The 21,128-nt window shown below is 34.9% G+C and carries 21 protein-coding genes and 4 tRNA genes; 18 read left to right on the forward strand and 7 right to left on the reverse strand.

Annotation, left to right across the window (positions count from 1 at the left end):
- The first annotated feature begins 77 nt into the window (after positions 1–77).
- Positions 78–620: a TetR/AcrR family transcriptional regulator gene (locus ACERDH_RS07360; protein WP_001158275.1), complete on the forward strand. Its 543-nt coding sequence runs from the start codon at positions 78–80 to the stop codon at positions 618–620.
- Between the two features lie 40 nt (positions 621–660).
- Here ACERDH_RS07360 and ACERDH_RS07365 read toward each other — a convergent pair.
- The 7 genes from ACERDH_RS07365 to rlmH form a co-directional block, all read right to left on the reverse strand.
- A tRNA-Asn gene (locus tag ACERDH_RS07365) sits at positions 661–734 on the reverse strand.
- Positions 735–739: 5 nt separating this feature from the next.
- Positions 740–811 (reverse strand) — tRNA-Glu (locus ACERDH_RS07370).
- A gap of 51 nt (positions 812–862) precedes the next feature.
- Complete coding sequence (gene comE / locus ACERDH_RS07375; protein ID WP_000866073.1) at positions 863–1,615, reverse strand: competence system response regulator transcription factor ComE; 753 nt, start codon at positions 1,613–1,615, stop codon at positions 863–865.
- Positions 1,612–2,937, reverse strand: a complete 1,326-nt coding sequence (comD, locus tag ACERDH_RS07380; RefSeq protein ID WP_020902616.1) for a competence system sensor histidine kinase ComD — start codon at positions 2,935–2,937, stop codon at positions 1,612–1,614. The genes comE and comD overlap by 4 nt, the downstream gene beginning before the upstream one ends.
- Positions 2,938–2,949: 12 nt before the next feature.
- Positions 2,950–3,072, reverse strand: coding sequence for a competence-stimulating peptide ComC (gene comC / locus ACERDH_RS07385; protein WP_004238992.1), 123 nt, complete (start codon positions 3,070–3,072; stop codon positions 2,950–2,952).
- Positions 3,073–3,237: 165 nt separating this feature from the next.
- A tRNA-Arg gene (locus tag ACERDH_RS07390) sits at positions 3,238–3,311 on the reverse strand.
- A gap of 43 nt (positions 3,312–3,354) precedes the next feature.
- The gene (gene rlmH / locus ACERDH_RS07395) at positions 3,355–3,834 is read right to left on the reverse strand and encodes a 23S rRNA (pseudouridine(1915)-N(3))-methyltransferase RlmH (RefSeq protein ID WP_386685586.1); all 480 of its coding nucleotides are present in this window, start codon (positions 3,832–3,834) and stop codon (positions 3,355–3,357) included.
- 183 nt (positions 3,835–4,017) lie between these two features.
- On the opposite strand from rlmH, the gene htrA reads away from it, so the two are divergent.
- The 17 genes from htrA to ACERDH_RS07480 all read left to right on the forward strand — a co-directional run bounded on the left by htrA (position 4,018) and on the right by ACERDH_RS07480 (position 21,120).
- Entirely contained in the window at positions 4,018–5,199 is a 1,182-nt protein-coding gene (gene htrA, locus ACERDH_RS07400; protein ID WP_386685588.1) for a serine protease HtrA, read from the forward strand.
- A gap of 57 nt (positions 5,200–5,256) precedes the next feature.
- Positions 5,257–6,015 carry a ParB/RepB/Spo0J family partition protein gene (locus ACERDH_RS07405; RefSeq protein WP_386685590.1) on the forward strand — a complete coding sequence of 253 codons (759 nt, stop codon included), beginning with the start codon at positions 5,257–5,259 and terminating at the stop codon, positions 6,013–6,015.
- 213 nt (positions 6,016–6,228) lie between these two features.
- The gene (gene dnaA / locus ACERDH_RS07410) at positions 6,229–7,590 is read left to right on the forward strand and encodes a chromosomal replication initiator protein DnaA (protein ID WP_386685592.1); all 1,362 of its coding nucleotides are present in this window, start codon (positions 6,229–6,231) and stop codon (positions 7,588–7,590) included.
- Positions 7,591–7,748: 158 nt separating this feature from the next.
- A complete protein-coding gene (dnaN, locus tag ACERDH_RS07415; RefSeq protein ID WP_049486822.1) occupies positions 7,749–8,885 on the forward strand; it encodes a DNA polymerase III subunit beta in 1,137 nt (378 codons plus the stop codon).
- A 64-nt stretch (positions 8,886–8,949) separates the two neighbouring features.
- Entirely contained in the window at positions 8,950–9,144 is a 195-nt protein-coding gene (locus ACERDH_RS07420; protein ID WP_261265944.1) for a DUF951 domain-containing protein, read from the forward strand.
- A gap of 84 nt (positions 9,145–9,228) precedes the next feature.
- Entirely contained in the window at positions 9,229–10,344 is a 1,116-nt protein-coding gene (gene ychF / locus ACERDH_RS07425; RefSeq protein ID WP_001218713.1) for a redox-regulated ATPase YchF, read from the forward strand.
- A 71-nt stretch (positions 10,345–10,415) separates the two neighbouring features.
- A complete protein-coding gene (gene pth, locus ACERDH_RS07430) occupies positions 10,416–10,985 on the forward strand; it encodes an aminoacyl-tRNA hydrolase (protein ID WP_386685595.1) in 570 nt (189 codons plus the stop codon).
- On the forward strand, positions 10,986–14,489 hold the full coding sequence (gene mfd / locus ACERDH_RS07435) for a transcription-repair coupling factor (protein ID WP_386685597.1): 3,504 nt from the start codon (positions 10,986–10,988) through the stop codon (positions 14,487–14,489).
- Between the two features lie 57 nt (positions 14,490–14,546).
- Complete coding sequence (locus ACERDH_RS07440) at positions 14,547–14,813, forward strand: RNA-binding S4 domain-containing protein (RefSeq protein ID WP_001234978.1); 267 nt, start codon at positions 14,547–14,549, stop codon at positions 14,811–14,813.
- The gene (locus tag ACERDH_RS07445) at positions 14,806–15,174 is read left to right on the forward strand and encodes a septum formation initiator family protein (protein WP_084950569.1); all 369 of its coding nucleotides are present in this window, start codon (positions 14,806–14,808) and stop codon (positions 15,172–15,174) included. The genes ACERDH_RS07440 and ACERDH_RS07445 overlap by 8 nt, the downstream gene beginning before the upstream one ends.
- Positions 15,175–15,178: 4 nt before the next feature.
- On the forward strand, positions 15,179–15,301 hold the full coding sequence (locus tag ACERDH_RS07450) for an SP_0009 family protein (protein ID WP_000429336.1): 123 nt from the start codon (positions 15,179–15,181) through the stop codon (positions 15,299–15,301).
- Positions 15,294–16,562 (forward strand): serine hydrolase, encoded by a 1,269-nt coding sequence (locus ACERDH_RS07455; RefSeq protein ID WP_386685632.1) that lies wholly within the window; start codon positions 15,294–15,296, stop codon positions 16,560–16,562. Before ACERDH_RS07450 ends, ACERDH_RS07455 begins: the two co-directional genes overlap by 8 nt.
- Positions 16,559–17,836: a tRNA lysidine(34) synthetase TilS gene (tilS, locus tag ACERDH_RS07460; RefSeq protein WP_386685623.1), complete on the forward strand. Its 1,278-nt coding sequence runs from the start codon at positions 16,559–16,561 to the stop codon at positions 17,834–17,836. The genes ACERDH_RS07455 and tilS overlap by 4 nt, the downstream gene beginning before the upstream one ends.
- A gap of 4 nt (positions 17,837–17,840) precedes the next feature.
- Positions 17,841–18,383 (forward strand): hypoxanthine phosphoribosyltransferase, encoded by a 543-nt coding sequence (gene hpt / locus ACERDH_RS07465; RefSeq protein ID WP_000892178.1) that lies wholly within the window; start codon positions 17,841–17,843, stop codon positions 18,381–18,383.
- 15 nt (positions 18,384–18,398) lie between these two features.
- Positions 18,399–20,357 carry an ATP-dependent zinc metalloprotease FtsH gene (gene ftsH, locus ACERDH_RS07470; RefSeq protein WP_386685625.1) on the forward strand — a complete coding sequence of 653 codons (1,959 nt, stop codon included), beginning with the start codon at positions 18,399–18,401 and terminating at the stop codon, positions 20,355–20,357.
- 120 nt (positions 20,358–20,477) lie between these two features.
- Entirely contained in the window at positions 20,478–20,957 is a 480-nt protein-coding gene (locus ACERDH_RS07475) for a sigma-70 RNA polymerase sigma factor region 4 domain-containing protein (protein WP_386685627.1), read from the forward strand.
- A gap of 91 nt (positions 20,958–21,048) precedes the next feature.
- Positions 21,049–21,120 (forward strand) — tRNA-Glu (locus ACERDH_RS07480).
- Positions 21,121–21,128: the final 8 nt, after the last annotated feature.

Genomic DNA, 21,128 nt, shown 5'->3' on the forward strand with positions numbered 1-21,128 from the left:
TACAATAAAAAATCTAAATTACAAGATAAAAAATCCATTTTTAGACATATAGTCTAATTTGTTTATAAGGAGGAAATATGCAAGAAAGTAACAAACGCTTAAAAACAAAGCGAACTATTGAAAATGCTATGGTACAATTACTGATGGAACAGCCATTTGATCAAATTTCTACTGTCAAGTTAGCAGAAAAAGCCGGAATTAGTCGTTCCAGCTTCTATACTCACTATAAGGATAAGTATGATATGATTGAGCACTATCAAAGCAAACTATTTCATACATTTGAATATATTTTTCAAAAACATGCTCATCACAAAAGAGACGCTATTCTAGAAGTATTTGAATATCTAGAGTCAGAACCACTTCTAGCTGCCCTTCTTTCTGAAAATGGGACCAAAGAAATCCAAAATTTCTTACGAAATAAACTTCATATCATGCTCAGTACAGATTTACAAAAGCGATTTATGCAACTGAATCTCAATACCACTGAATTAGAATACAGTAGCATCTATCTAACTCACGCACTTTTTGGTGTCTGCCAAACTTGGATTGCACATGGAAAAAAAGAAAGTCCTCAAGAAATAACAGACTTCCTTATGAAGATGCTTGGTGATACAAATTGATACAAAAAAGGGAACAACACTATGTTCCCTTTTATCTATACTCCGCCAGTAGGACTCGAACCTACGACATCATGATTAACAGTCATGCGCTACTACCAACTGAGCTATGGCGGATAAAATAGTCCGTACGGGATTCGAACCCGTGTTACCGCCGTGAAAAGGCGGTGTCTTAACCCCTTGACCAACGGACCTTCTATCTGTAGCAGATATAACCATTATATCAATTTCTTACTAATTGTCAATCACTTTTGAGATTTTTTCTCTAGAATATCTTTTAATTTTCTAATTTTTAATCTTGAAATAGGACAACGATGGTCTTCATAGAAAACAATTTCTAGATTTTTTCGATCAATTTCTCTGATATTGCCTATATTTACCAAAAATGACTTATGAGGAGAATAAAATCGCTGAGTATGTTTGTCCTTTTCCTGAATATCTGTCATGGTACCGTAAAACTCTTTGGCAAAATTCTTACCAATAATGCGTAATTTATGAGAGACACCTGTCGTTTCAATATACAAAATATCATGGTAAGGAATTTTTAAATCATTTCCCTTGTAATTGTAGTCAAAATAATCTACAACATCTTCATTTTCAAGTAACATACTCTTCGTGTAGAAGATATTTTGCTCAATTCTCTTCTTAAACAACTCATCATTGATATCCTTATCAACAAAATCTAAGGCTGATACCTGGTATTTATAGGTTAGAGTCGCAAACTCTGATCGACTGGTGATAAAGACGATAATAGCGTAAGGATTGTGATGACGAATAAACTGAGCAACTTCAAACCCTTTTTTCTCAATTCCATGAATATCAATATCTAGAAAATAAAGCTGGTTTACTTCATCATTTTCGATATATTCCTTAAACTCACGAACTTTTCCCGTTGTCTTGTATGATATTGGAATATTCGATTCTTTCGAAATTTCATCCAATATTCTCTCTAGTCTCACTTGATGTTCAATAACATCTTCTAAAATTAAAACTTTCATTCAAATTCCCTCTTAAACCTAATAATTTGTCTAAATGTACTGCCTTCCATCTCTGTTTCTAAAATAATATTGTTGTATTTATCTAGTAGTTCTTTCACATTATTTAAGCCTACTCCGCGATTTCTTCCCTTAGTGGAGAATCCTAAGGCAAATAGATCTCCTGAAGGAGTCATCGTCATTTTACATGAATTCTGAATCACAATAACTGTTTCGGTTTCCATCTTAATAACTGCTACTTCCATTTGTTTTTTATAGCTATCAGCTGATCCTTCTACAGCATTGTTCAATAAAACACTCATGATACGAACCAAATCCAATAGTTCAATTGGGAGCTTGGTAATCTTATCTTTTACTTCCAGTGTAAACTCTACACCATTATTTCGAGCATAGACAATTGACTGAGCAACCAAACTTCGTAAAGCTGAATCTTCTATGTTGTTCAAGTCAAAGTAAGTATACTTATCTGAACGCAGTTTGTGATTTGCTTTGACCAAAACTTCATTGTAAACTCTGTCAATTTCCTGTAAATCACCACTATCAATTGCCATCTGCATGCTGACAAGCATCCCGGCATAGTCATGTCGAAAACCACGGATTTCATTATACAGTCCGACAATTTCATCTGTATAATTCTGTAAATGTTTCTGTTCAAATTTCTTCTGCTTCAAAGCAATCTCTTTCTCCATTTTTTCTTTATGCGAATTCATTGCAAAAAAGGTCAAAAGTAAAGAGATAAAGACAATAGATGATAAAATACTTCCAAAACTATTCAAATGTTTAATCGTACTTACCATATCTGAAATGAAAGATACAACATGTAGAAGTAGTAAAGCAAAAAAGACTTTTTTCAAGAAAGGATAGAGATAATCTTTGTCAAAATAGTTTAGTTCCAAATGGAAATAACGAATGATTGTTACGATAACAACATAAGTCAACGCCACTACAACTAAAAAGAATAGACTATGATATTGTAGGGCAGTATCATCTCCTATTATAGAGGATAAAGTTACGGATAGAAAGGTATGAGTGCTATTATATAAAAGGGATAGTAGTAAACTTAAGAATACTCCTCTATACTTCTCATACTTTTTAATAAATCTAAAATATGAATATAATACCAAAGGAAATAAAAATTTTTCAATTCCTAATCCATCTAAGTATATAAAATAAAAGGAAAGTTCAAATACTGATTCTACTAGGAATGTATAACCACCAAAAAAGCATAGTTCTTTTATATTTATTTTATTTTTACATATTAAATAGTAACTTTTACTAATAATAAAAATATGTAATATCACAACTAATACTGCAAGAAAATCCATTATTCCACTCCTTTATCTTCTTTTAAAGAAATTAAAGAAAATATTATGTGTTTGCCTTATCTCCCCACCTTGAATATTTTGCAAGTCTTTTTCCTTCAATTCTACAAACTTATCTAAATTAACTGTGTTTTTCATAATAAAATCTCCTAAAATGTTTTTTTCTTGTAAACTAACTTACAAAAACTATTATACAAAATGGAATTTCGTTTTAGATAAAATTCTCTCAACTGTCATTTTTTTCTCCCCAAGTGTACTTTTTTAAGAAAAAAGCCGGGAAAATTCCCAGCTTTGCTACTATATTGATCCCAGCAGGATTCGAACCTGCGACCGTTCGCTTAGAAGGCGAATGCTCTATCCAGCTGAGCTATGAGACCTAACACAATTATTCTACCAAAAATTCAATTAAAAGTCAATTTTCTATTTATGATAGGGAGAACCCTGCTGTATTGTAAAAGCGCGATAGATTTGTTCAGCAAGGACTAGTCTCATTAACTGATGGGGCAAGGTTAAGCGGCCAAAACTAACAGAGAGATTAGCTCTCTTTTTTACATCCTGTGCTAATCCCAGACTCCCTCCAATAACAAATGTAAGAGTAGAAAATCCTTTTATAGAAGCTTCTTCTAACTGCTTACTAAATTCTTCTGAGGAGAACATTTTCCCTTCGATAGCTAACACAATAACGAAATCACGGTCACCAACTTTTGATAAAATTCTCTGACCTTCTATTTCTAAAATCTTTTGATTTTCTGATTCGCTGGCCTTATCTGGTGTTTTTTCATCTGCTAGCTCAATCATTTCAAGCTTAGCAAATCGAGAAATTCGTTTTGAATACTCCGCGATGCCATCTTTTAAATACTTTTCTTTCAGTTTCCCAACTGTTACAACTTTAATTTTCATGACTCTATTCTAACATATTCTCTATTTTTTCACATCTTATTCACAAAATAAAAGGTTAAGTTTAGCCAAGAAAACCACAGATTTTTGAAAGTTATCCACAATCTGTGAAAAACTTTTGTGTTTAAGTTATAATTAAGCTAGTCAGTTTATACTTTCAGTAATTTCAAACATATGGAGGCAAATATGAAACATTTAAAAACATTTTACAAAAAAGGATTTCAATTATTAGTCGTTATCGTCATTAGCTTTATTAGTGGGGCCTTGGGTAGTTTTTCAATAACTCAACTAACTCAAAAAAGTGGTGTAAGTAGCTCTAACAACAATAGTACTATTACACAAACTGCCTATAAGAATGAAAATTCAACAACACAGGCTGTTAACAAAGTAAAAGATGCTGTTGTTTCTGTTATTACTTATTCAGCAAATAGACAAAATAGCGTATTTGGCAATGATGATACTGTCACTGATTCTCAGCAAATCTCTAGTGAAGGATCTGGGGTTATTTATAAAAAGAATGATAAAGAAGCTTATATTGTCACCAATAATCACGTTATAAATGGCGCTAGCAAAGTAGATATTCGTTTGTCAGATGGAACTAAAGTACCCGGAGAAATTGTCGGAGCGGACACTTTCTCTGATATTGCTGTCGTCAAAATCTCTTCAGAAAAAGTGACAACAGTAGCTGAGTTTGGTGATTCTAGCAAGTTAACCGTAGGAGAAACTGCTATTGCCATCGGTAGCCCATTAGGTTCTGAATATGCTAATACTGTCACTCAAGGTATCGTATCCAGTCTCAATCGAAATGTATCCTTAAAATCGGAAGATGGACAAGCCATTTCTACAAAAGCCATCCAAACTGATACTGCTATTAACCCAGGTAACTCTGGTGGCCCACTAGTCAATATTCAAGGACAGGTTATCGGAATTACCTCAAGTAAAATTGCCACAAATGGAGGCACATCTGTAGAAGGCCTTGGTTTCGCAATCCCTGCAAATGATGCTATCAATATTATTGAACAGTTAGAAAAGAACGGAAAAGTGACTCGCCCAGCTTTGGGCATCCAAATGGTCAATCTCTCAAATATTAATACAAGTGATATTAGAAGACTGAATATTCCAAGCAATGTAACATCTGGTGTAGTTGTTCGTTCTGTGCAGAGCAATATGCCTGCCAATGGTCACCTTGAAAAATACGACGTTATTACAAAAGTAGATGACAAAGACATTGCTTCATCAACAGACTTACAAAGTGCTCTTTACAATCATTCGATCGGAGACACCATTAAGATAACTTACTATCGTAACGGTAAAGAAGAAACTACATCTATTAAACTTGACAAGAGTTCAGGTGATTTAGAATCTTAATTGACATCTATGTAAAGAAAGCTTTACATAAGAGAAAAGATGTGTTAGTGTAGAATCATGGAAAAATTTAAAATGATTTCTATTACGGATATACAAAAAAATCCCTATCAACCTCGAAAAGAATTTGATAGAGAAAAACTAGATGAACTAGCACAGTCTATTAAAGAAAATGGGGTCATTCAACCGATTATTGTTCGTCAATCTCCTGTAATTGGTTATGAAATCCTTGCAGGAGAAAGACGTTATCGGGCTTCACTTTTAGCTGGTCTAACATCTATCCCAGCTGTTGTTAAACAACTCTCAGACCAAGAGATGATGGTCCAGTCCATCATTGAAAATTTACAGAGAGAAAATTTAAATCCAATAGAAGAAGCACGCGCCTATGAATCTCTCGTAGAGAAAGGATTTACCCATGCTGAAATTGCAGATAAAATGGGCAAGTCTCGTCCTTATATCAGCAACTCTATTCGCTTGCTTTCCTTGCCAGAACAGATTCTCTCAGAAGTAGAAAATGGCAAACTATCACAAGCACATGCGCGTTCGCTAGTTGGGTTGAATAAGGAACAACAAGACTATTTCTTTCAACGAATCATCGAGGAAGATATTTCTGTAAGGAAGTTAGAAGCTCTTCTTACAGAGAAAAAACAAAAGAAACTTCAAAAAACGAATCATTTCATACAGAATGAAGAAGAACAGTTAAAAAAACTACTCGGATTAGATGTAGAAATCAAACTGTCTAAAAAAGATAGTGGAAAAATTATTATTGCTTTCTCGAATCAAGAAGAATACAGTAGAATTATCAACAGCCTGAAATAAGGCTGTTCTTTTATTTTTTTTATCTCACAAGGTTATCCACTATTTTTTTCAATAAAAAGCTTAATAAGTCAATAGTTTCTGCTTTTATCCCCAGCCTGTGGATAAAACTTGGTAACATTGTGGATTATTTTTCACAGCTTGTGGAAAATTCTTGTTCTCTATGGTAAAATAGGTCTAGTATTAAACTTTTAAATAGTAAAGGAGGAGAAAGGATTGAAAGAAAAACAATTTTGGAATCGTATATTAGAATTTGCTCAAGAAAGACTGACTCGATCCATGTATGATTTCTATGCTATTCAAGCTGAACTCATCAAGGTAGAGGACAATGTTGCCACTATATTTTTACCACGATCTGAAATGGAAATGGTCTGGGAAAAACAACTAAAAGATATTATTGTAGTTGCTGGATTTGAAATTTATGATGCTGAGATAACTCCCCACTATATTTTCACCAAACCTCAAGATACGGCTGTCTCACAAGTTGAAGAAGCTCCAAATTCAACTCTTTATGACTACAGTCCAAAGTTAGCATCTATTCCTTATTCGGATACCGGATTAAAAGAAAAGTATACCTTTGATAATTTTATCCAAGGGGATGGAAATGTTTGGGCAGTATCAGCTGCTTTGGCTGTCTCTGAAGATTTAGCCTTGACCTATAATCCTCTTTTTATCTATGGAGGACCTGGGCTTGGTAAGACTCACCTGTTAAACGCTATTGGAAATGAAATTCTAAAAAATATTCCAAATGCGCGTGTCAAATACATACCCGCTGAAAGCTTTATTAATGACTTTCTTGATCACCTAAGACTTGGGGAAATGGAAAAATTTAAAAAAACCTATCGTAGTCTTGATCTTTTGTTAATCGATGATATCCAGTCACTCAGCGGAAAAAAAGTTGCAACTCAGGAAGAATTTTTCAATACCTTTAACGCCCTTCATGACAAGCAAAAACAGATTGTCCTAACCAGTGATCGTAGTCCAAAACATTTAGAAGGGCTCGAAGAAAGGCTTGTCACGCGCTTTAGTTGGGGGTTAACTCAAACTATCACACCTCCTGACTTTGAAACACGTATTGCCATTTTGCAAAGTAAAACGGAACATTTAGGCTACAATTTCCAAAGTGATACTCTAGAATACCTAGCTGGGCAATTTGATTCAAATGTTCGAGATCTTGAGGGAGCCATCAACGACATCACTTTAATTGCCCGAGTAAAAAAAATCAAGGATATCACTATTGATATTGCTGCAGAAGCCATTAGAGCTCGCAAACAAGATGTTAGCCAAATGCTCGTCATCCCAATTGACAAAATTCAAAATGAAGTTGGTAACTTTTATGGTGTCAGCGTCAAAGAAATGAAGGGAAGCAGACGCCTTCAAAATATTGTGTTGGCCCGTCAAGTAGCCATGTATTTATCTAGAGAACTGACAGATAATAGTCTTCCAAAAATTGGGAAGGAATTTGGTGGAAAAGATCATACAACAGTCATTCATGCCCATGCAAAAATTAAATCTTTGATTGATGAAGACGATAATTTACGTTTAGAAATTGAATCCATCAAAAAGAAAATTAAATAACTTGTGGATAACTTTTACTTTATTATCTTTTTTATCCACATTTTTTAAACAAGCCAAAAAACTTGATATGACTTGTTTAAAGCCTGTTTTCCACAGATTTCACAGACTCTATTATTACTATTATCCTTCTAATACTAAAAATAAATAAAGGAGAATCCATGATTCATTTTTCAATTAATAAAAATTTATTTCTACAAGCATTAAATACTACTAAAAGAGCTATAAGTTCTAAAAATGCTATTCCTATTTTATCAACCGTAAAAATTGACGTGACTAATGAAGGTGTTACTTTAATTGGTTCAAATGGTCAAATTTCAATTGAAAATTTTATTTCTCAAAAAAATGAAGATGCTGGTTTGTTAATTACTTCTTTAGGTTCGATCCTTCTTGAAGCTTCTTTCTTTATCAATGTGGTATCTAGTTTACCTGATGTGACTCTTGATTTTAAAGAAATTGAACAAAATCAAATTGTTTTAACCAGTGGCAAATCAGAAATTACCCTCAAAGGAAAAGATAGCGAACAATATCCACGAATCCAAGAAATTTCAGCAAGTACTCCTTTGGTTCTTGAAACAAAATTACTCAAGAAAATTATCAATGAAACAGCTTTTGCAGCAAGTACACAAGAAAGTCGTCCAATTTTGACAGGTGTTCATTTTGTATTGAGTCAACACAAGGAGCTAAAAACAGTTGCAACAGACTCTCATCGTCTAAGCCAGAAAAAATTGACTCTTGAGAAAAATAGTGATGATTTTGATGTTGTCATTCCTAGCCGTTCTCTACGCGAATTCTCAGCGGTATTTACAGATGATATTGAAACTGTGGAGATTTTCTTTGCCAATAATCAAATCCTCTTTAGAAGCGAAAATATTAGCTTCTACACTCGTCTCCTAGAAGGAAACTATCCTGATACAGATCGTTTGATTCCAACAGACTTTAACACTACTATTACTTTTGATGTGGTAAACTTACGCCAGTCAATGGAGCGTGCTCGTCTTTTATCAAGTGCGACTCAAAATGGTACTGTGAAACTTGAAATTAAAGATGGGGTTGTTAGCGCCCACGTTCACTCTCCAGAAGTTGGTAAAGTAAACGAAGAAATCGATACTGATCAGGTGACTGGTGAAGATTTGACCATTAGTTTCAACCCAACTTACTTGATTGATTCCCTCAAGGCTTTAAATAGCGAAAAGGTGACCATTAGCTTTATCTCAGCTGTTCGTCCATTTACTCTTGTGCCAGCTGATACTGAAGAGGACTTCATGCAACTTATCACCCCAGTTCGTACAAATTAAGTGAAAGAGGTTGAGCCTAGCTCGCCTCTTTTATGATATAATCAAAAAAGAAAAGGAGAGTAGTATGTATCAAGTTGGAAATTTTATTGAAATGAAAAAGCCACATGCTTGTACAATCAAGTCAACTGGTAAAAAAGCCAATCGTTGGGAAATTACACGTGTTGGGGCAGATATCAAAATCAAATGCAGTAATTGTGACCATGTTGTCATGATGGGACGCTATGATTTTGATCGAAAAATGAATAAAATTATTGACTGATAGCCCTTAGTTAGAGGGTTAGCAAGTTTTCCCTTTTTGTGTTATAATATTAGGGATTGAAATGAAAACGGAGAATGAGAAAATATGGCTTTAACAGCAGGTATCGTTGGTTTGCCAAACGTTGGTAAATCAACACTATTTAATGCAATTACAAAAGCAGGAGCAGAGGCAGCAAACTACCCATTTGCGACGATTGATCCAAACGTTGGAATGGTAGAAGTTCCAGATGAACGTCTACAAAAATTGACGGAAATGATTACTCCTAAAAAGACAGTTCCAACAACATTTGAATTTACAGATATCGCAGGGATTGTAAAAGGTGCATCAAAAGGAGAAGGGTTAGGGAATAAATTCTTGGCCAATATCCGTGAAGTAGATGCGATTGTTCATGTAGTTCGTGCTTTTGATGATGAAAATGTCATGCGTGAGCAAGGACGGGAAGACGCTTTTGTAGATCCACTTGCAGATATTGACACCATTAACCTGGAATTGATTCTTGCTGACTTAGAATCAGTTAATAAGCGTTATGCGCGTGTAGAAAAGATGGCACGTACGCAAAAAGATAAAGAATCAGTAGCAGAATTCAATGTTCTTCAAAAGATTAAACCAGTCCTTGAAGATGGGAAATCAGCTCGTACAATCGAATTTACAGATGAAGAACAAAAGGTTGTCAAAGGTCTCTTCTTGTTGACGACTAAACCAGTGCTCTATGTTGCTAATGTGGACGAGGATGTAGTTTCAGAACCTGACTCTATCGATTATGTTAAACAAATTCGTGAATTCGCAGCGACAGAAAATGCTGAAGTGGTCGTTATTTCTGCGCGTGCTGAGGAAGAAATTTCTGAGTTAGACGAAGAAGACAAGCAAGAGTTTCTTGAAGCACTTGGTTTGACAGAATCAGGCGTTGACAAGTTGACTCGTGCAGCTTACCACTTACTTGGACTGGGAACTTACTTCACAGCTGGTGAAAAAGAAGTTCGCGCTTGGACCTTCAAACGTGGTATGAAGGCTCCTCAAGCAGCTGGTATTATCCACTCAGACTTTGAAAAAGGATTTATTCGTGCAGTAACCATGTCATATGAGGATCTAGTGAAATACGGATCTGAAAAGGCCGTAAAAGAAGCTGGACGATTGCGTGAAGAAGGAAAAGAATATATCGTTCAAGATGGCGATATTATGGAATTCCGCTTTAATGTCTAAAAATTTAATAAATAGTGTCAATTAGGTTGGAAAAAAATTCCAACCCTTTTGGCTTTTGAAAGGAAAAATAAATGACCAAATTACTTGTAGGCTTGGGCAATCCAGGGGATAAATATTTTGAAACAAAACACAATGTTGGTTTTATGTTGATTGACCAATTAGCTAAAAAACAAAATGTCACTTTTAAACATGATAATATATTTCAAGCTGACCTAGCATCCTTTTTCCTAAATGGAGAAAAAATTTATCTTGTCAAACCAACGACATTTATGAATGAAAGTGGAAAAGCGGTTCATGCTTTATTGACTTATTATGGTTTGGATATTGAAGATTTACTCATCATTTACGATGACCTTGACATGGAAGTTGGGAAAATTCGTTTAAGAGCAAAAGGTTCAGCAGGTGGTCATAATGGTATCAAGTCTATTATTCAACATATTGGAACCCAAACCTTTAATCGTGTTAAAATTGGAATCGGAAGACCTAAAAATGGCATGTCAGTTGTTCACCATGTTTTGAGTACTTTTGACAAGGATGATTATATTGGTATTTTACAGTCTATTGACAAAGTTGACGATTCTATAAACTACTATTTACAAGAGAAAAACTTTGAAAAAACGATGCAGAGGTATAACGGATAAATGGTGACCTTATTAGATTTATTCTCAGAAAATGATCAGATAAAAAAATGGCATCAAAATCTGACAGATAAGAAAAGACAATTAATCTTAGGCTTGTCAACTTCTACAAAAACTTTAGCAATTGCTAGTAGTTTGAGACAGGAAGATAAGATTGTGTTATTGACGTCAACTTATGGAGAAGCCGAAGGACTTGTTAGTGATCTTATATCTATCTTGGGTGAGGAACTTGTCTATCCATTTTTGGTAGATGACTCCCCTATGGTCGAGTTTTTGATGTCTTCACAAGAAAAAATCATTTCACGGGTTGAAGCCTTGCGTTTTTTGACTGATTCATCTAAGAAAGGGATTTTAGTTTGTAATATCGCAGCAAGTCGATTGATTTTACCGTCTCCCAATGCATTTAAAGATAGTATTGTAAAAATAACAGTTGGTGAAGAATATGACCAACACGCACTTATCCATCAGTTAAAAGAGATAGGCTATCGAAAAGTTACACAAGTACAAACTCAAGGCGAATTTAGTCTGCGAGGAGATATTTTAGATATTTTTGAAATATCCCAGTTGGAACCTTACCGAATTGAGTTTTTTGGTGATGAAGTCGATGGTATTAGGTCATTTGAAGTCGAAACACAATTATCGAAAGAAAATCAGACAGAACTCATTATCTTTCCAGCTAGTGATATGCTTTTGAGGGAAAAGGATTATCAACGAGGACAATCAGCTTTAGAAAAACAAATTTCAAAAACGTTATCACCTATTTTAAAATCATACTTAGAAGAAATTCTTTCAAGTTTTCATCAAAAACAAATGCATTTAGATTCTAGGAAGTTTTTATCTTTGTGTTATGACAAGACATGGACTGTTTTTGACTATATTGAAAAAGATACCCCAATATTCTTTGATGATTATCAAAAATTAATGAATCAGTATGAAGTCTTTGAAAGAGAACTAGCACAATACTTTACAGAAGAATTACAGAACAGTAGAGCATTTTCTGAGATGCAGTATTTTGCAGATACAGAGCAAATCTATAAAAAACAGAGTCCGGTTACCTTTTTCTCTAATCTGCAAAAGGGTTTAGGCAATCTCAAGTTTGACCAAATTTATCAATTTAATCAATATCCTATGCAGGAGTTTTTTAATCAATTTTCTTTTCTAAAAGAAGAAATTGAGCGATACAAAAAAATGGATTATACTATTATCCTGCAGTCTAGCAATTCAATGGGAAGTAAAACATTGGAGGATGTTTTAGAGGAATACCAGATTAAATTGGATTCTAGAGATAAGTCAAGTATTTGTAAAGAATCTGTAAACTTAATCGAGGGTAATCTCAGACATGGTTTTCATTTTGTAGATGAAAAGGTTTTATTGATAACTGAACATGAGATTTTTCAAAAGAAATTGAAACGTCGTTTTCGAAGACAACATGTTTCAAACGCAGAGAGATTAAAAGATTACAATGAACTTGAAAAAGGGGACTACGTTGTCCATCATATCCATGGGATTGGTCAATATTTAGGAATTGAAACCATTGAAATCAAAGGGATACACCGCGATTATGTCAGTGTGCAGTATCAAAATGGGGATCAAATCTCTATCCCAGTAGAACAGATTCATCTACTGTCTAAATATATTTCAAGTGATGGGAAAGCGCCAAAACTCAATAAATTAAATGATGGTCATTTCAAAAAGGCCAAGCAAAAAGTTAAGAACCAAGTAGAGGATATAGCTGACGATTTAATTAAACTTTATTCTGAACGCAGTCAGTTGAAGGGTTTTGCTTTCTCAGCTGATGATGAGGATCAACATGCTTTTGATGATGCCTTCCCTTATGTTGAAACGGATGATCAACTTCGTAGTGTTGAGGAAATCAAGAGAGATATGCAGTCTTCTCAACCAATGGATCGACTTTTAGTTGGGGATGTTGGTTTTGGAAAGACTGAAGTTGCTATGCGTGCAGCCTTTAAGGCAGTCAATGATCACAAACAGGTTGTCGTTCTAGTTCCGACGACGGTTTTAGCGCAACAGCACTATACGAATTTTAAGGAACGATTCCAAAATTTTGCAGTTAATATTGATGTATTGAGTCGTTTTAGAAGTAAAAAAGAGCAGACTGAAACACTTGAAAAATTGAAAAAGGGTCAAGTTGATATTTTGATTGGAACACATCGTGTTTTGTCAAAAGATGTTGTATTTGCTGATTTGGGCTTGATGATTATTGATGAGGAACAGCGATTTGGTGTCAAGCATAAGGAAACCTTGAAAGAATTGAAAAAACAAGTAGATGTCCTGACTTTGACAGCAACGCCAATTCCTCGTACCCTTCACATGTCTATGCTGGGAATCAGAGATTTGTCTGTTATTGAAACTCCGCCGACTAATCGTTATCCAGTGCAAACCTATGTTTTGGAAAAGAATGATAGTGTCATTCGTGATGCGGTCTTGCGTGAAATGGAGCGTGGAGGTCAAGTTTACTATCTTTACAATAAAGTTGACACGATTGATCAGAAGGTTTCAGAATTACAGGAATTGATTCCAGAGGCTTCGATTGGTTATGTTCATGGGCAAATGAGTGAGATTCAGTTAGAAAATACTCTACTGGATTTCATTGAAGGTCAGTATGATATTTTAGTGACGACTACCATTATTGAGACAGGGGTGGACATTCCAAATGCTAATACTTTATTTATTGAGAATGCGGACCATATGGGCTTGTCAACCTTGTATCAGTTAAGAGGAAGAGTCGGTCGTAGTAATCGTATTGCTTATGCCTATCTCATGTATCGTCCAGAAAAATCAATCAGTGAAGTCTCCGAGAAGAGATTAGAAGCGATCAAAGGATTTACAGAATTGGGCTCTGGATTTAAGATTGCAATGCGAGATCTTTCGATTCGCGGAGCAGGAAATCTTTTAGGAAAATCCCAGTCTGGTTTCATTGATTCTGTTGGTTTTGAATTGTATTCGCAGTTATTGGAGGAAGCTATTGCTAAACGACATGGTAATGTGAACACAAGAACCAAAGGGAATTCTGAGTTGATTTTACAAATTGATGCCTATCTTCCTGATACTTATATTTCTGATCAACGACATAAGATTGAAATTTACAAGAAAATTCGTCAAATTGACAACCGTGTCAATTATGAGGAGTTACAAGAAGAGCTGATGGACCGTTTTGGAGAATACCCAGATGTGGTTGCTTATCTTTTAGAGATTGGTTTAGTCAAGTCATATTTGGATAAGGTATTTGTAGAACGTGTGGAAAGAAAAGACAATAAGATTACAGTTCAATTTGAAAAAATCACTCAGCGACTGTTCTTGGCTCAAGATTATTTCAAAGCTTTATCCGCAACGAACTTAAAAGCAGCCATAGCTGAGAATAAGGGATTAATGGAAGTTGTATTTGATGTTCGAAACAAGAAGGACTATGAAATTTTAGAAGGTCTGCTTATTTTTGGAGAAAGTTTATTAGAGATAAAAGTGTCGAAAGGAGGCAATTCCCTTTAACATTTTTCTTCTATAAAGTAGATAAAAATGATACAATAATAATTTGAGGTAATAAAAATGAGATTAGACAAATATTTAAAAGTATCAAGAATTATCAAGCGTCGTACAGTCGCAAAAGAAGTAGCAGATAAAGGCAGAATCAAGGTAAATGGAATCTTGGCCAAAAGTTCAACGGATTTGAAAGTTAATGACCAAGTTGAAATTCGCTTTGGCAATAAGTTGCTACTTGTAAAAGTACTGGAGATGAAAGATAGTACAAAAAAAGAAGATGCAGCAGGCATGTATGAAATTATCAGTGAAACACGGGTAGAAGAAAATGTCTAAAAATATCGTACAATTGAATAATTCTTTTATTCAAAATGAACACCAACGTCGTCGTTATCTGATGAAGGAACGACAAAAACGGAATCGTTTCATGGGTTGGGTTCTTATTTTGATGATTTTATTGTTCATTTTACCAACTTATAATCTTGCTCAAAGCTATTACCAATTACTCCAAAGACGTCAACAGTTATCAGACTTGCAAACTCAGTATCAAACCTTGAGTGAGGAAAAGGAGAAGGAAACAGCTTTTGCCACAAAGTTGAAAGATGAAGATTACGCTGCTAAATACATGCGTGCAAAATATTATTATTCTAAGAATCGGGAAGCCGTTTATACGATTCCTGACTTGCTTCCAAGGTGATGAAATGGAAAATTTATTAGATGTAATAGAGCAATTTTTGAGTCTATCGGATGAAAAGCTGGAAGAGTTGGCTGAAAAAAATCAATTATTGCGTTTACAAGAAGAAAAGGAAAGGAAGAATGCGTAAATTCTTAATTATTTTGTTGCTACCGAGTTTTTTGACCATCTCAAAAGTCGTTAGCACAGAAAAAGAAGTCGTCTATACTTCGAAAGAAATTTATTACCTTTCACAATCTGACTTTGGTATTTATTTTAGAGAAAAATTAAGTTCTCCTATGGTTTATGGGGAAGTTCCTATCTATGCGAATGAAGATTTAGTAGTGGAATCTGGAAAATTAACTCCAAAAACAAGTTTCCAAATAACCGAGTGGCGCTTAAATAAACAGGGAATTCCAGTATTTAAGTTATCCAACCACCAATTTATAGCTGCGGACAAACGATTTTTATATGATCAGTCAGAGGTAACTCCTACAATCAAAAAAGTATGGTTAGAATCTGATTTTAAACTGTATAATAGCCCTTATGACTTAAAAGAAGTGAAATCATCCTTATCAGCTTATTCGCAAGTATCAATCGACAAGACCATGTTTGTAGAAGGAAGAGAATTTCTACATATTGATCAAGCTGGATGGGTAGATAAGGAATCAACTTCTGAAGAAGATAATCGGATAAGTAAAGTCCAAGAAATGTTATCTGAAAAATATCAGAAGGAATCATTCTCTATTTATGTTAAGCAACTGACTACTGGGAAAGAAGCTGGTATCAATCAAGATGAAAAGATGTATGCAGCTAGTGTTTTAAAACTACCTTATCTTTATTATACGCAAGAAAAAATAAATGAGGGTCTTTATCAGTTAGACACGACTGTAAAATATGTGTCTGCAGTCAATGATTTTCCAGGTTCTTATAAACCAGAGGGAAGTGGGAGTCTTCCTAAAAAAGAGGATAATAAAGAATACTCTCTAAAGGATTTAATTACGAAAGTATCAAAAGAATCTGATAATGTAGCTCATAATTTATTGGGATATTACATTTCAAACCAATCTGATGCCACATTTAAATCCAAGATGTCTGCTATTATGGGAGATGATTGGGATCCAAAAGAAAAATTGATTTCTTCTAAAATGGCTGGGAAGGTTATGGAAGCAATTTATAATCAAAATGGATTTATATTGGATTCTTTGACTAAAACAGATTTTGATAATGAGAGAATTGCCAAAGGTGTTTCGGTTAAAGTAGCTCATAAAATTGGAGATGCAGACGAATTTAAGCATGATACAGGTGTTGTCTATGCAGATTCTCCATTTATTCTTTCTATTTTCACAAAGAATTCTGATTATGATACGATTTCTAAGATAGCCAAAGATGTTTATGAGGTTCTAAAATGAGAGAACAAGATTTTTTAAATCATTTTCTCAATAAGGGATATTTCAAAAAACATGCTAAGGTGGTGCTAGCTCTTTCTGGTGGATTAGATTCTATGTTTCTATTTAAGGTATTATCTACGTATCAAAAAGAGTTAGAAATTGAATTGATTCTAGCTCATGTGAATCATAAGCAGAGAGTAGAATCAGATTGGGAAGAAAAGGAATTAAGGAAGTTGGCTGCTGAAGCAGAGCTTCCTATTTATATCAGCAATTTTTCAGGTGAATTTTCAGAAGCGCGTGCTCGAGATTTTCGTTATGATTTTTTTCAAGAGGTCATGAAAAAGACAGGTGCGACAGCCTTGGTCACTGCCCACCATGCTGATGACCAGGTGGAAACGATTTTGATGCGTTTGATTCGAGGCACTCGTTTGCGCTATCTATCAGGAATTAAGGAGAAGCAAGTAGTCGGAGAGATAGAAATCATTCGGCCCTTCTTGCATTTTCGGAAAAAAGACTTTCCATCAATTTTTCACTTTGAAGATACATCCAATCAGGAAAATCATTATTTTCGAAATCGTATTCGAAACTCTTACTTACCAGAATTAGAAAAAGAAAATCCTCGATTTAGAGATGCAATATTGAGAATCGGCAATGAAATTTTAGATTATGACTTAGCCATAGCTGAATTATCAAAGAATATTGATATAGAAAATGTAGAGCAGCTATTGTCTTACTCTGAGTCCACACAAAGAGTTTTACTTCAAACTTATCTGAATCGTTTTCCAGATTTGAATCTTACAAAAGCTCAGTTTGATGAAGTTCGACAGATTTTAAAAACTAAAAGCCAGTATCGTCATCCGCTTAAAAATGGTTATGAATTAGTAAAAGAGTATCAACAGTTTCGGATTTGTAAAATCAGTCCTCAGGCTGATGAAAAGGAAGAGGAACTTGTGTTACACTATCAAAATCAAGTTACTTATCAAGGATATTTATTTTCCTTTGGACTTCCTTTAGAAGGTGAATTAATTCAGCAGGTACCTGTTTCACGCGAAACATCATTACACATTCGTCATCGAAAAACAGGAGATGTTTTGATTCAAAATGGGCATAGAAAAAAACTCAGACGTCTATTTATTGATTTGAAAATCCCTATGGAAAAGCGAAAATCTGCTCTGATTATTGAGCAATTTGGTGAAATTGTTTCAATTTTGGGAATTACGACCAGTAATTTGAGTAAAAACACGAAAAATGATATAATGAACACTGTACTTTATATAGAAAAAATAGATAGGTAAAAAAATGTTAGAAAACGATATTAAAAAAATCCTCGTTTCACACGATGAAATTACAGAAGCTGCTAAAAAATTAGGTGCTCAATTAACTAAGGACTATGCAGGAAAAAATCCAATCTTAGTTGGGATTTTAAAAGGATCTATTCCTTTTATGGCTGAATTGGTTAAACATATCGACACACATATTGAAATGGACTTCATGATGGTTTCTAGTTACCATGGTGGAACAGCAAGTAGTGGTGTCATCAATATCAAGCAAGATGTAACTCAAGACATCAAAGGAAGACATGTTCTGTTTGTAGAAGATATCATTGATACGGGTCAAACTTTGAAGAGTTTGCGAGATATGTTTAAAGCAAGAGAAGCAGCTTCTGTTAAAATTGCAACCTTGTTGGATAAACCAGAAGGACGTGTTGTAGAAATTGAGGCAGACTATACCTGCTTTACTATCCCAAATGAGTTTGTAGTAGGTTATGGTTTAGACTACAAAGAAAATTATCGTAACCTTCCTTATGTTGGAGTATTGAAAGAAGAAGTATATTCAAATTAGAAAGAACAATTTTTAATGAAAAAACAAAATAATGGTTTAATTAAAAATCCTTTTCTATGGTTATTACTTATTTTTTTCCTAGTTACAGGTTACCAGTATTTTAGTACAGGTAGTGTTGCAGGGAAAAGTGAGCAAATTAATTATACAGAACTGGTAAAAGAAATTACCGATGACAATGTAAAAGAATTGACTTACCAGCCAAATGGTAGTGTTATCGAAGTTTCAGGTGTTTATAAAAATGCTAAAACAAGTAAAGAAGAAACAGGCATTCAGTTCTTTTCTCCTTCTGCTACAACAGTAGAGAAATTTTCAAGCATCATTCTTCCTTCAGATACGACGGTATCAGAATTACAAAAGCTTGCTTCTGACCATAAAGCGGAAGTAACTATTAAGCATGAAAGTTCAAGTGGTATGTGGATTAATATTCTTGTATCCATTGTGCCATTCGGTATTCTTTTCTTCTTCCTATTCTCAATGATGGGAAATATGGGAGGAAATAATAGCCGTAACCCGATGAGTTTTGGACGTAGTAAGGCTAAAGCTGCAAATAAAGAAGATATTAAAGTAAGATTTTCAGATGTTGCTGGAGCTGAGGAAGAAAAACAAGAACTAGTTGAAGTTGTTGAATTCTTAAAAGATCCAAAACGATTTACAAAACTTGGAGCCCGTATTCCAGCAGGTGTCCTTCTAGAGGGACCTCCGGGAACAGGTAAGACTTTGCTTGCTAAAGCAGTCGCCGGAGAAGCAGGTGTTCCATTCTTTAGTATTTCAGGTTCTGACTTTGTAGAAATGTTTGTCGGGGTTGGAGCTAGTCGTGTTCGTTCTCTTTTTGAAGATGCCAAAAAAGCAGCACCAGCTATCATCTTTATCGATGAAATTGATGCTGTTGGACGTCAACGTGGAGTTGGTCTTGGCGGAGGAAATGACGAACGTGAACAAACCTTGAACCAACTCTTGATTGAGATGGATGGTTTTGAGGGAAATGAAGGAATTATCGTCATCGCTGCGACAAACCGTTCAGATGTACTAGATCCTGCCCTTTTGCGTCCAGGACGTTTTGATAGAAAAGTATTGGTTGGCCGTCCTGATGTTAAGGGTCGCGAAGCAATCTTGAAAGTTCATGCTAAGAACAAGCCTTTAGCAGAAGATGTTGATTTGAAATTAGTGGCTCAACAAACTCCAGGTTTTGTTGGTGCTGATTTAGAGAATGTCTTGAATGAAGCGGCTTTAGTTGCTGCTCGTCGCAATAAATCGATAATTGATGCCTCAGATATTGATGAAGCAGAAGATAGAGTTATTGCTGGACCTTCTAAGAAAGATAAGACTGTTTCACAAAAAGAACGTGAATTAGTTGCCTACCATGAGGCTGGACATACCATTGTTGGTTTAGTCTTGTCGAATGCCCGCGTTGTCCATAAGGTTACAATTGTACCACGTGGTCGTGCAGGTGGTTACATGATTGCACTTCCTAAGGAAGATCAAATGCTTCTATCTAAAGAAGATATGAAAGAGCAATTGGCTGGCTTAATGGGTGGACGTGTAGCTGAAGAAATTATCTTTAATGTTCAAACTACAGGAGCTTCAAACGACTTTGAACAAGCGACACAAATGGCGCGTGCAATGGTTACAGAGTACGGTATGAGTGAAAAACTTGGCCCAGTACAATATGAAGGAAACCATGCTATGTTTGGTGCACAGAGTCCTCAAAAATCAATTTCAGAACAAACAGCTTATGAAATTGACGAAGAGGTTCGTTCATTATTAAATGAGGCACGAAATAAAGCTGCTGAAATTATTCAGTCAAATCGTGAAACTCACAAGTTGATTGCAGAAGCACTATTGAAATACGAAACATTGGATAGTACACAAATTAAATCTCTTTATGAAACAGGAAAGATGCCTGAAACTGTAGAAGAGGAATCTCATGCATTATCTTATGATGAAGTAAAGTCAAAAATGAATGATGAAAAATAACCCAAAGAGAGGCATGTCCTCTCTTTTTTGTGCAGTTGAAGCGGTGTAGAGAACAGAACGGGAAAATAGGACAAAAACTGTTTTTGAATCTGTTAGACTGTATCTAGAAAGGGGGACGTTATGTTTAAAGAATTGTATAAAGAAGTCCAGGGGATTGTATATAAGTGTAGAAATGAATATCATCTCCATTTATGGGAGTTATCTGATTGGGACCAAGAGGGAATGATTTGCTTACATGAATTGATTAGTAAAGAAGAAGGACTTGTAGAAGATATACCACGCTTACGTAAATACTTTAAAACTAAGTTCCGAAATCGGATTCTAGACTATATCCGAAAACAAGAAAGTCAAAAACGAAAATATGATAAAGAACCTTATGAAGAAGTAGGTGAGATTAGTCATCGTATCAGTGAGGGAGGTCTCTGGCTAGATGATTATTATCTCTTTCATGAAACCCTAAGAGATTATAGAAGAAAACAAAGTAAAGACAAACAAGAAGAGTTAGAACTCGTCTTAAGACATGAACGATTTCGAGGGCGTCAAAGAGTGCTAAAGGACTTACGTATTGTGTTTAAAGAGTTTGACATCCGTACTCATTAGGAATTCATGCAAAAAAGTAAAAAAAGTTTAAAAAGGTGTTGACAAAGTTTAAAAAGTCGGTATAATAGTAAGAGTTGAAAATAACAACTCAGGTCCGTTGGTCAAGGGGTTAAGACACCGCCTTTTCACGGCGGTAACACGGGTTCGAATCCCGTACGGACTATGGTATGT

The organism is Streptococcus bovismuti (genome assembly GCF_042436615.2).
In the GTDB taxonomy this organism is placed as follows: Bacteria; Bacillota; Bacilli; order Lactobacillales; family Streptococcaceae; genus Streptococcus.

Bases quoted from the DNA above. Each gene is read 5' to 3' on its own strand.
- pth (WP_386685595.1), top strand. From the start codon at position 10,416: ATGACCAAATTACTTGTAGGCTTGGGCAATCCAGGGGATAAATATTTT.
- ACERDH_RS07420 (WP_261265944.1), top strand. From the start codon at position 8,950: ATGTATCAAGTTGGAAATTTTATTGAAATGAAAAAGCCACATGCTTGT.
- ACERDH_RS07475 (WP_386685627.1), top strand. From the start codon at position 20,478: ATGTTTAAAGAATTGTATAAAGAAGTCCAGGGGATTGTATATAAGTGT.
- comC (WP_004238992.1), bottom strand. From the start codon at position 3,072: ATGAAAAACACAGTTAATTTAGATAAGTTTGTAGAATTGAAGGAAAAA.
- dnaN (WP_049486822.1), top strand. From the start codon at position 7,749: ATGATTCATTTTTCAATTAATAAAAATTTATTTCTACAAGCATTAAAT.
- ACERDH_RS07360 (WP_001158275.1), top strand. From the start codon at position 78: ATGCAAGAAAGTAACAAACGCTTAAAAACAAAGCGAACTATTGAAAAT.
- htrA (WP_386685588.1), top strand. From the start codon at position 4,018: ATGAAACATTTAAAAACATTTTACAAAAAAGGATTTCAATTATTAGTC.
- ftsH (WP_386685625.1), top strand. From the start codon at position 18,399: ATGAAAAAACAAAATAATGGTTTAATTAAAAATCCTTTTCTATGGTTA.
- ACERDH_RS07450 (WP_000429336.1), top strand. From the start codon at position 15,179: ATGGAAAATTTATTAGATGTAATAGAGCAATTTTTGAGTCTATCGGAT.
- ACERDH_RS07405 (WP_386685590.1), top strand. From the start codon at position 5,257: ATGGAAAAATTTAAAATGATTTCTATTACGGATATACAAAAAAATCCC.
- ACERDH_RS07455 (WP_386685632.1), top strand. From the start codon at position 15,294: ATGCGTAAATTCTTAATTATTTTGTTGCTACCGAGTTTTTTGACCATC.
- ACERDH_RS07440 (WP_001234978.1), top strand. From the start codon at position 14,547: ATGAGATTAGACAAATATTTAAAAGTATCAAGAATTATCAAGCGTCGT.
- comD (WP_020902616.1), bottom strand. From the start codon at position 2,937: ATGGATTTTCTTGCAGTATTAGTTGTGATATTACATATTTTTATTATT.
- comE (WP_000866073.1), bottom strand. From the start codon at position 1,615: ATGAAAGTTTTAATTTTAGAAGATGTTATTGAACATCAAGTGAGACTA.
- ychF (WP_001218713.1), top strand. From the start codon at position 9,229: ATGGCTTTAACAGCAGGTATCGTTGGTTTGCCAAACGTTGGTAAATCA.
- mfd (WP_386685597.1), top strand. From the start codon at position 10,986: ATGGTGACCTTATTAGATTTATTCTCAGAAAATGATCAGATAAAAAAA.
- rlmH (WP_386685586.1), bottom strand. From the start codon at position 3,834: ATGAAAATTAAAGTTGTAACAGTTGGGAAACTGAAAGAAAAGTATTTA.
- ACERDH_RS07445 (WP_084950569.1), top strand. From the start codon at position 14,806: ATGTCTAAAAATATCGTACAATTGAATAATTCTTTTATTCAAAATGAA.
- hpt (WP_000892178.1), top strand. From the start codon at position 17,841: ATGTTAGAAAACGATATTAAAAAAATCCTCGTTTCACACGATGAAATT.
- tilS (WP_386685623.1), top strand. From the start codon at position 16,559: ATGAGAGAACAAGATTTTTTAAATCATTTTCTCAATAAGGGATATTTC.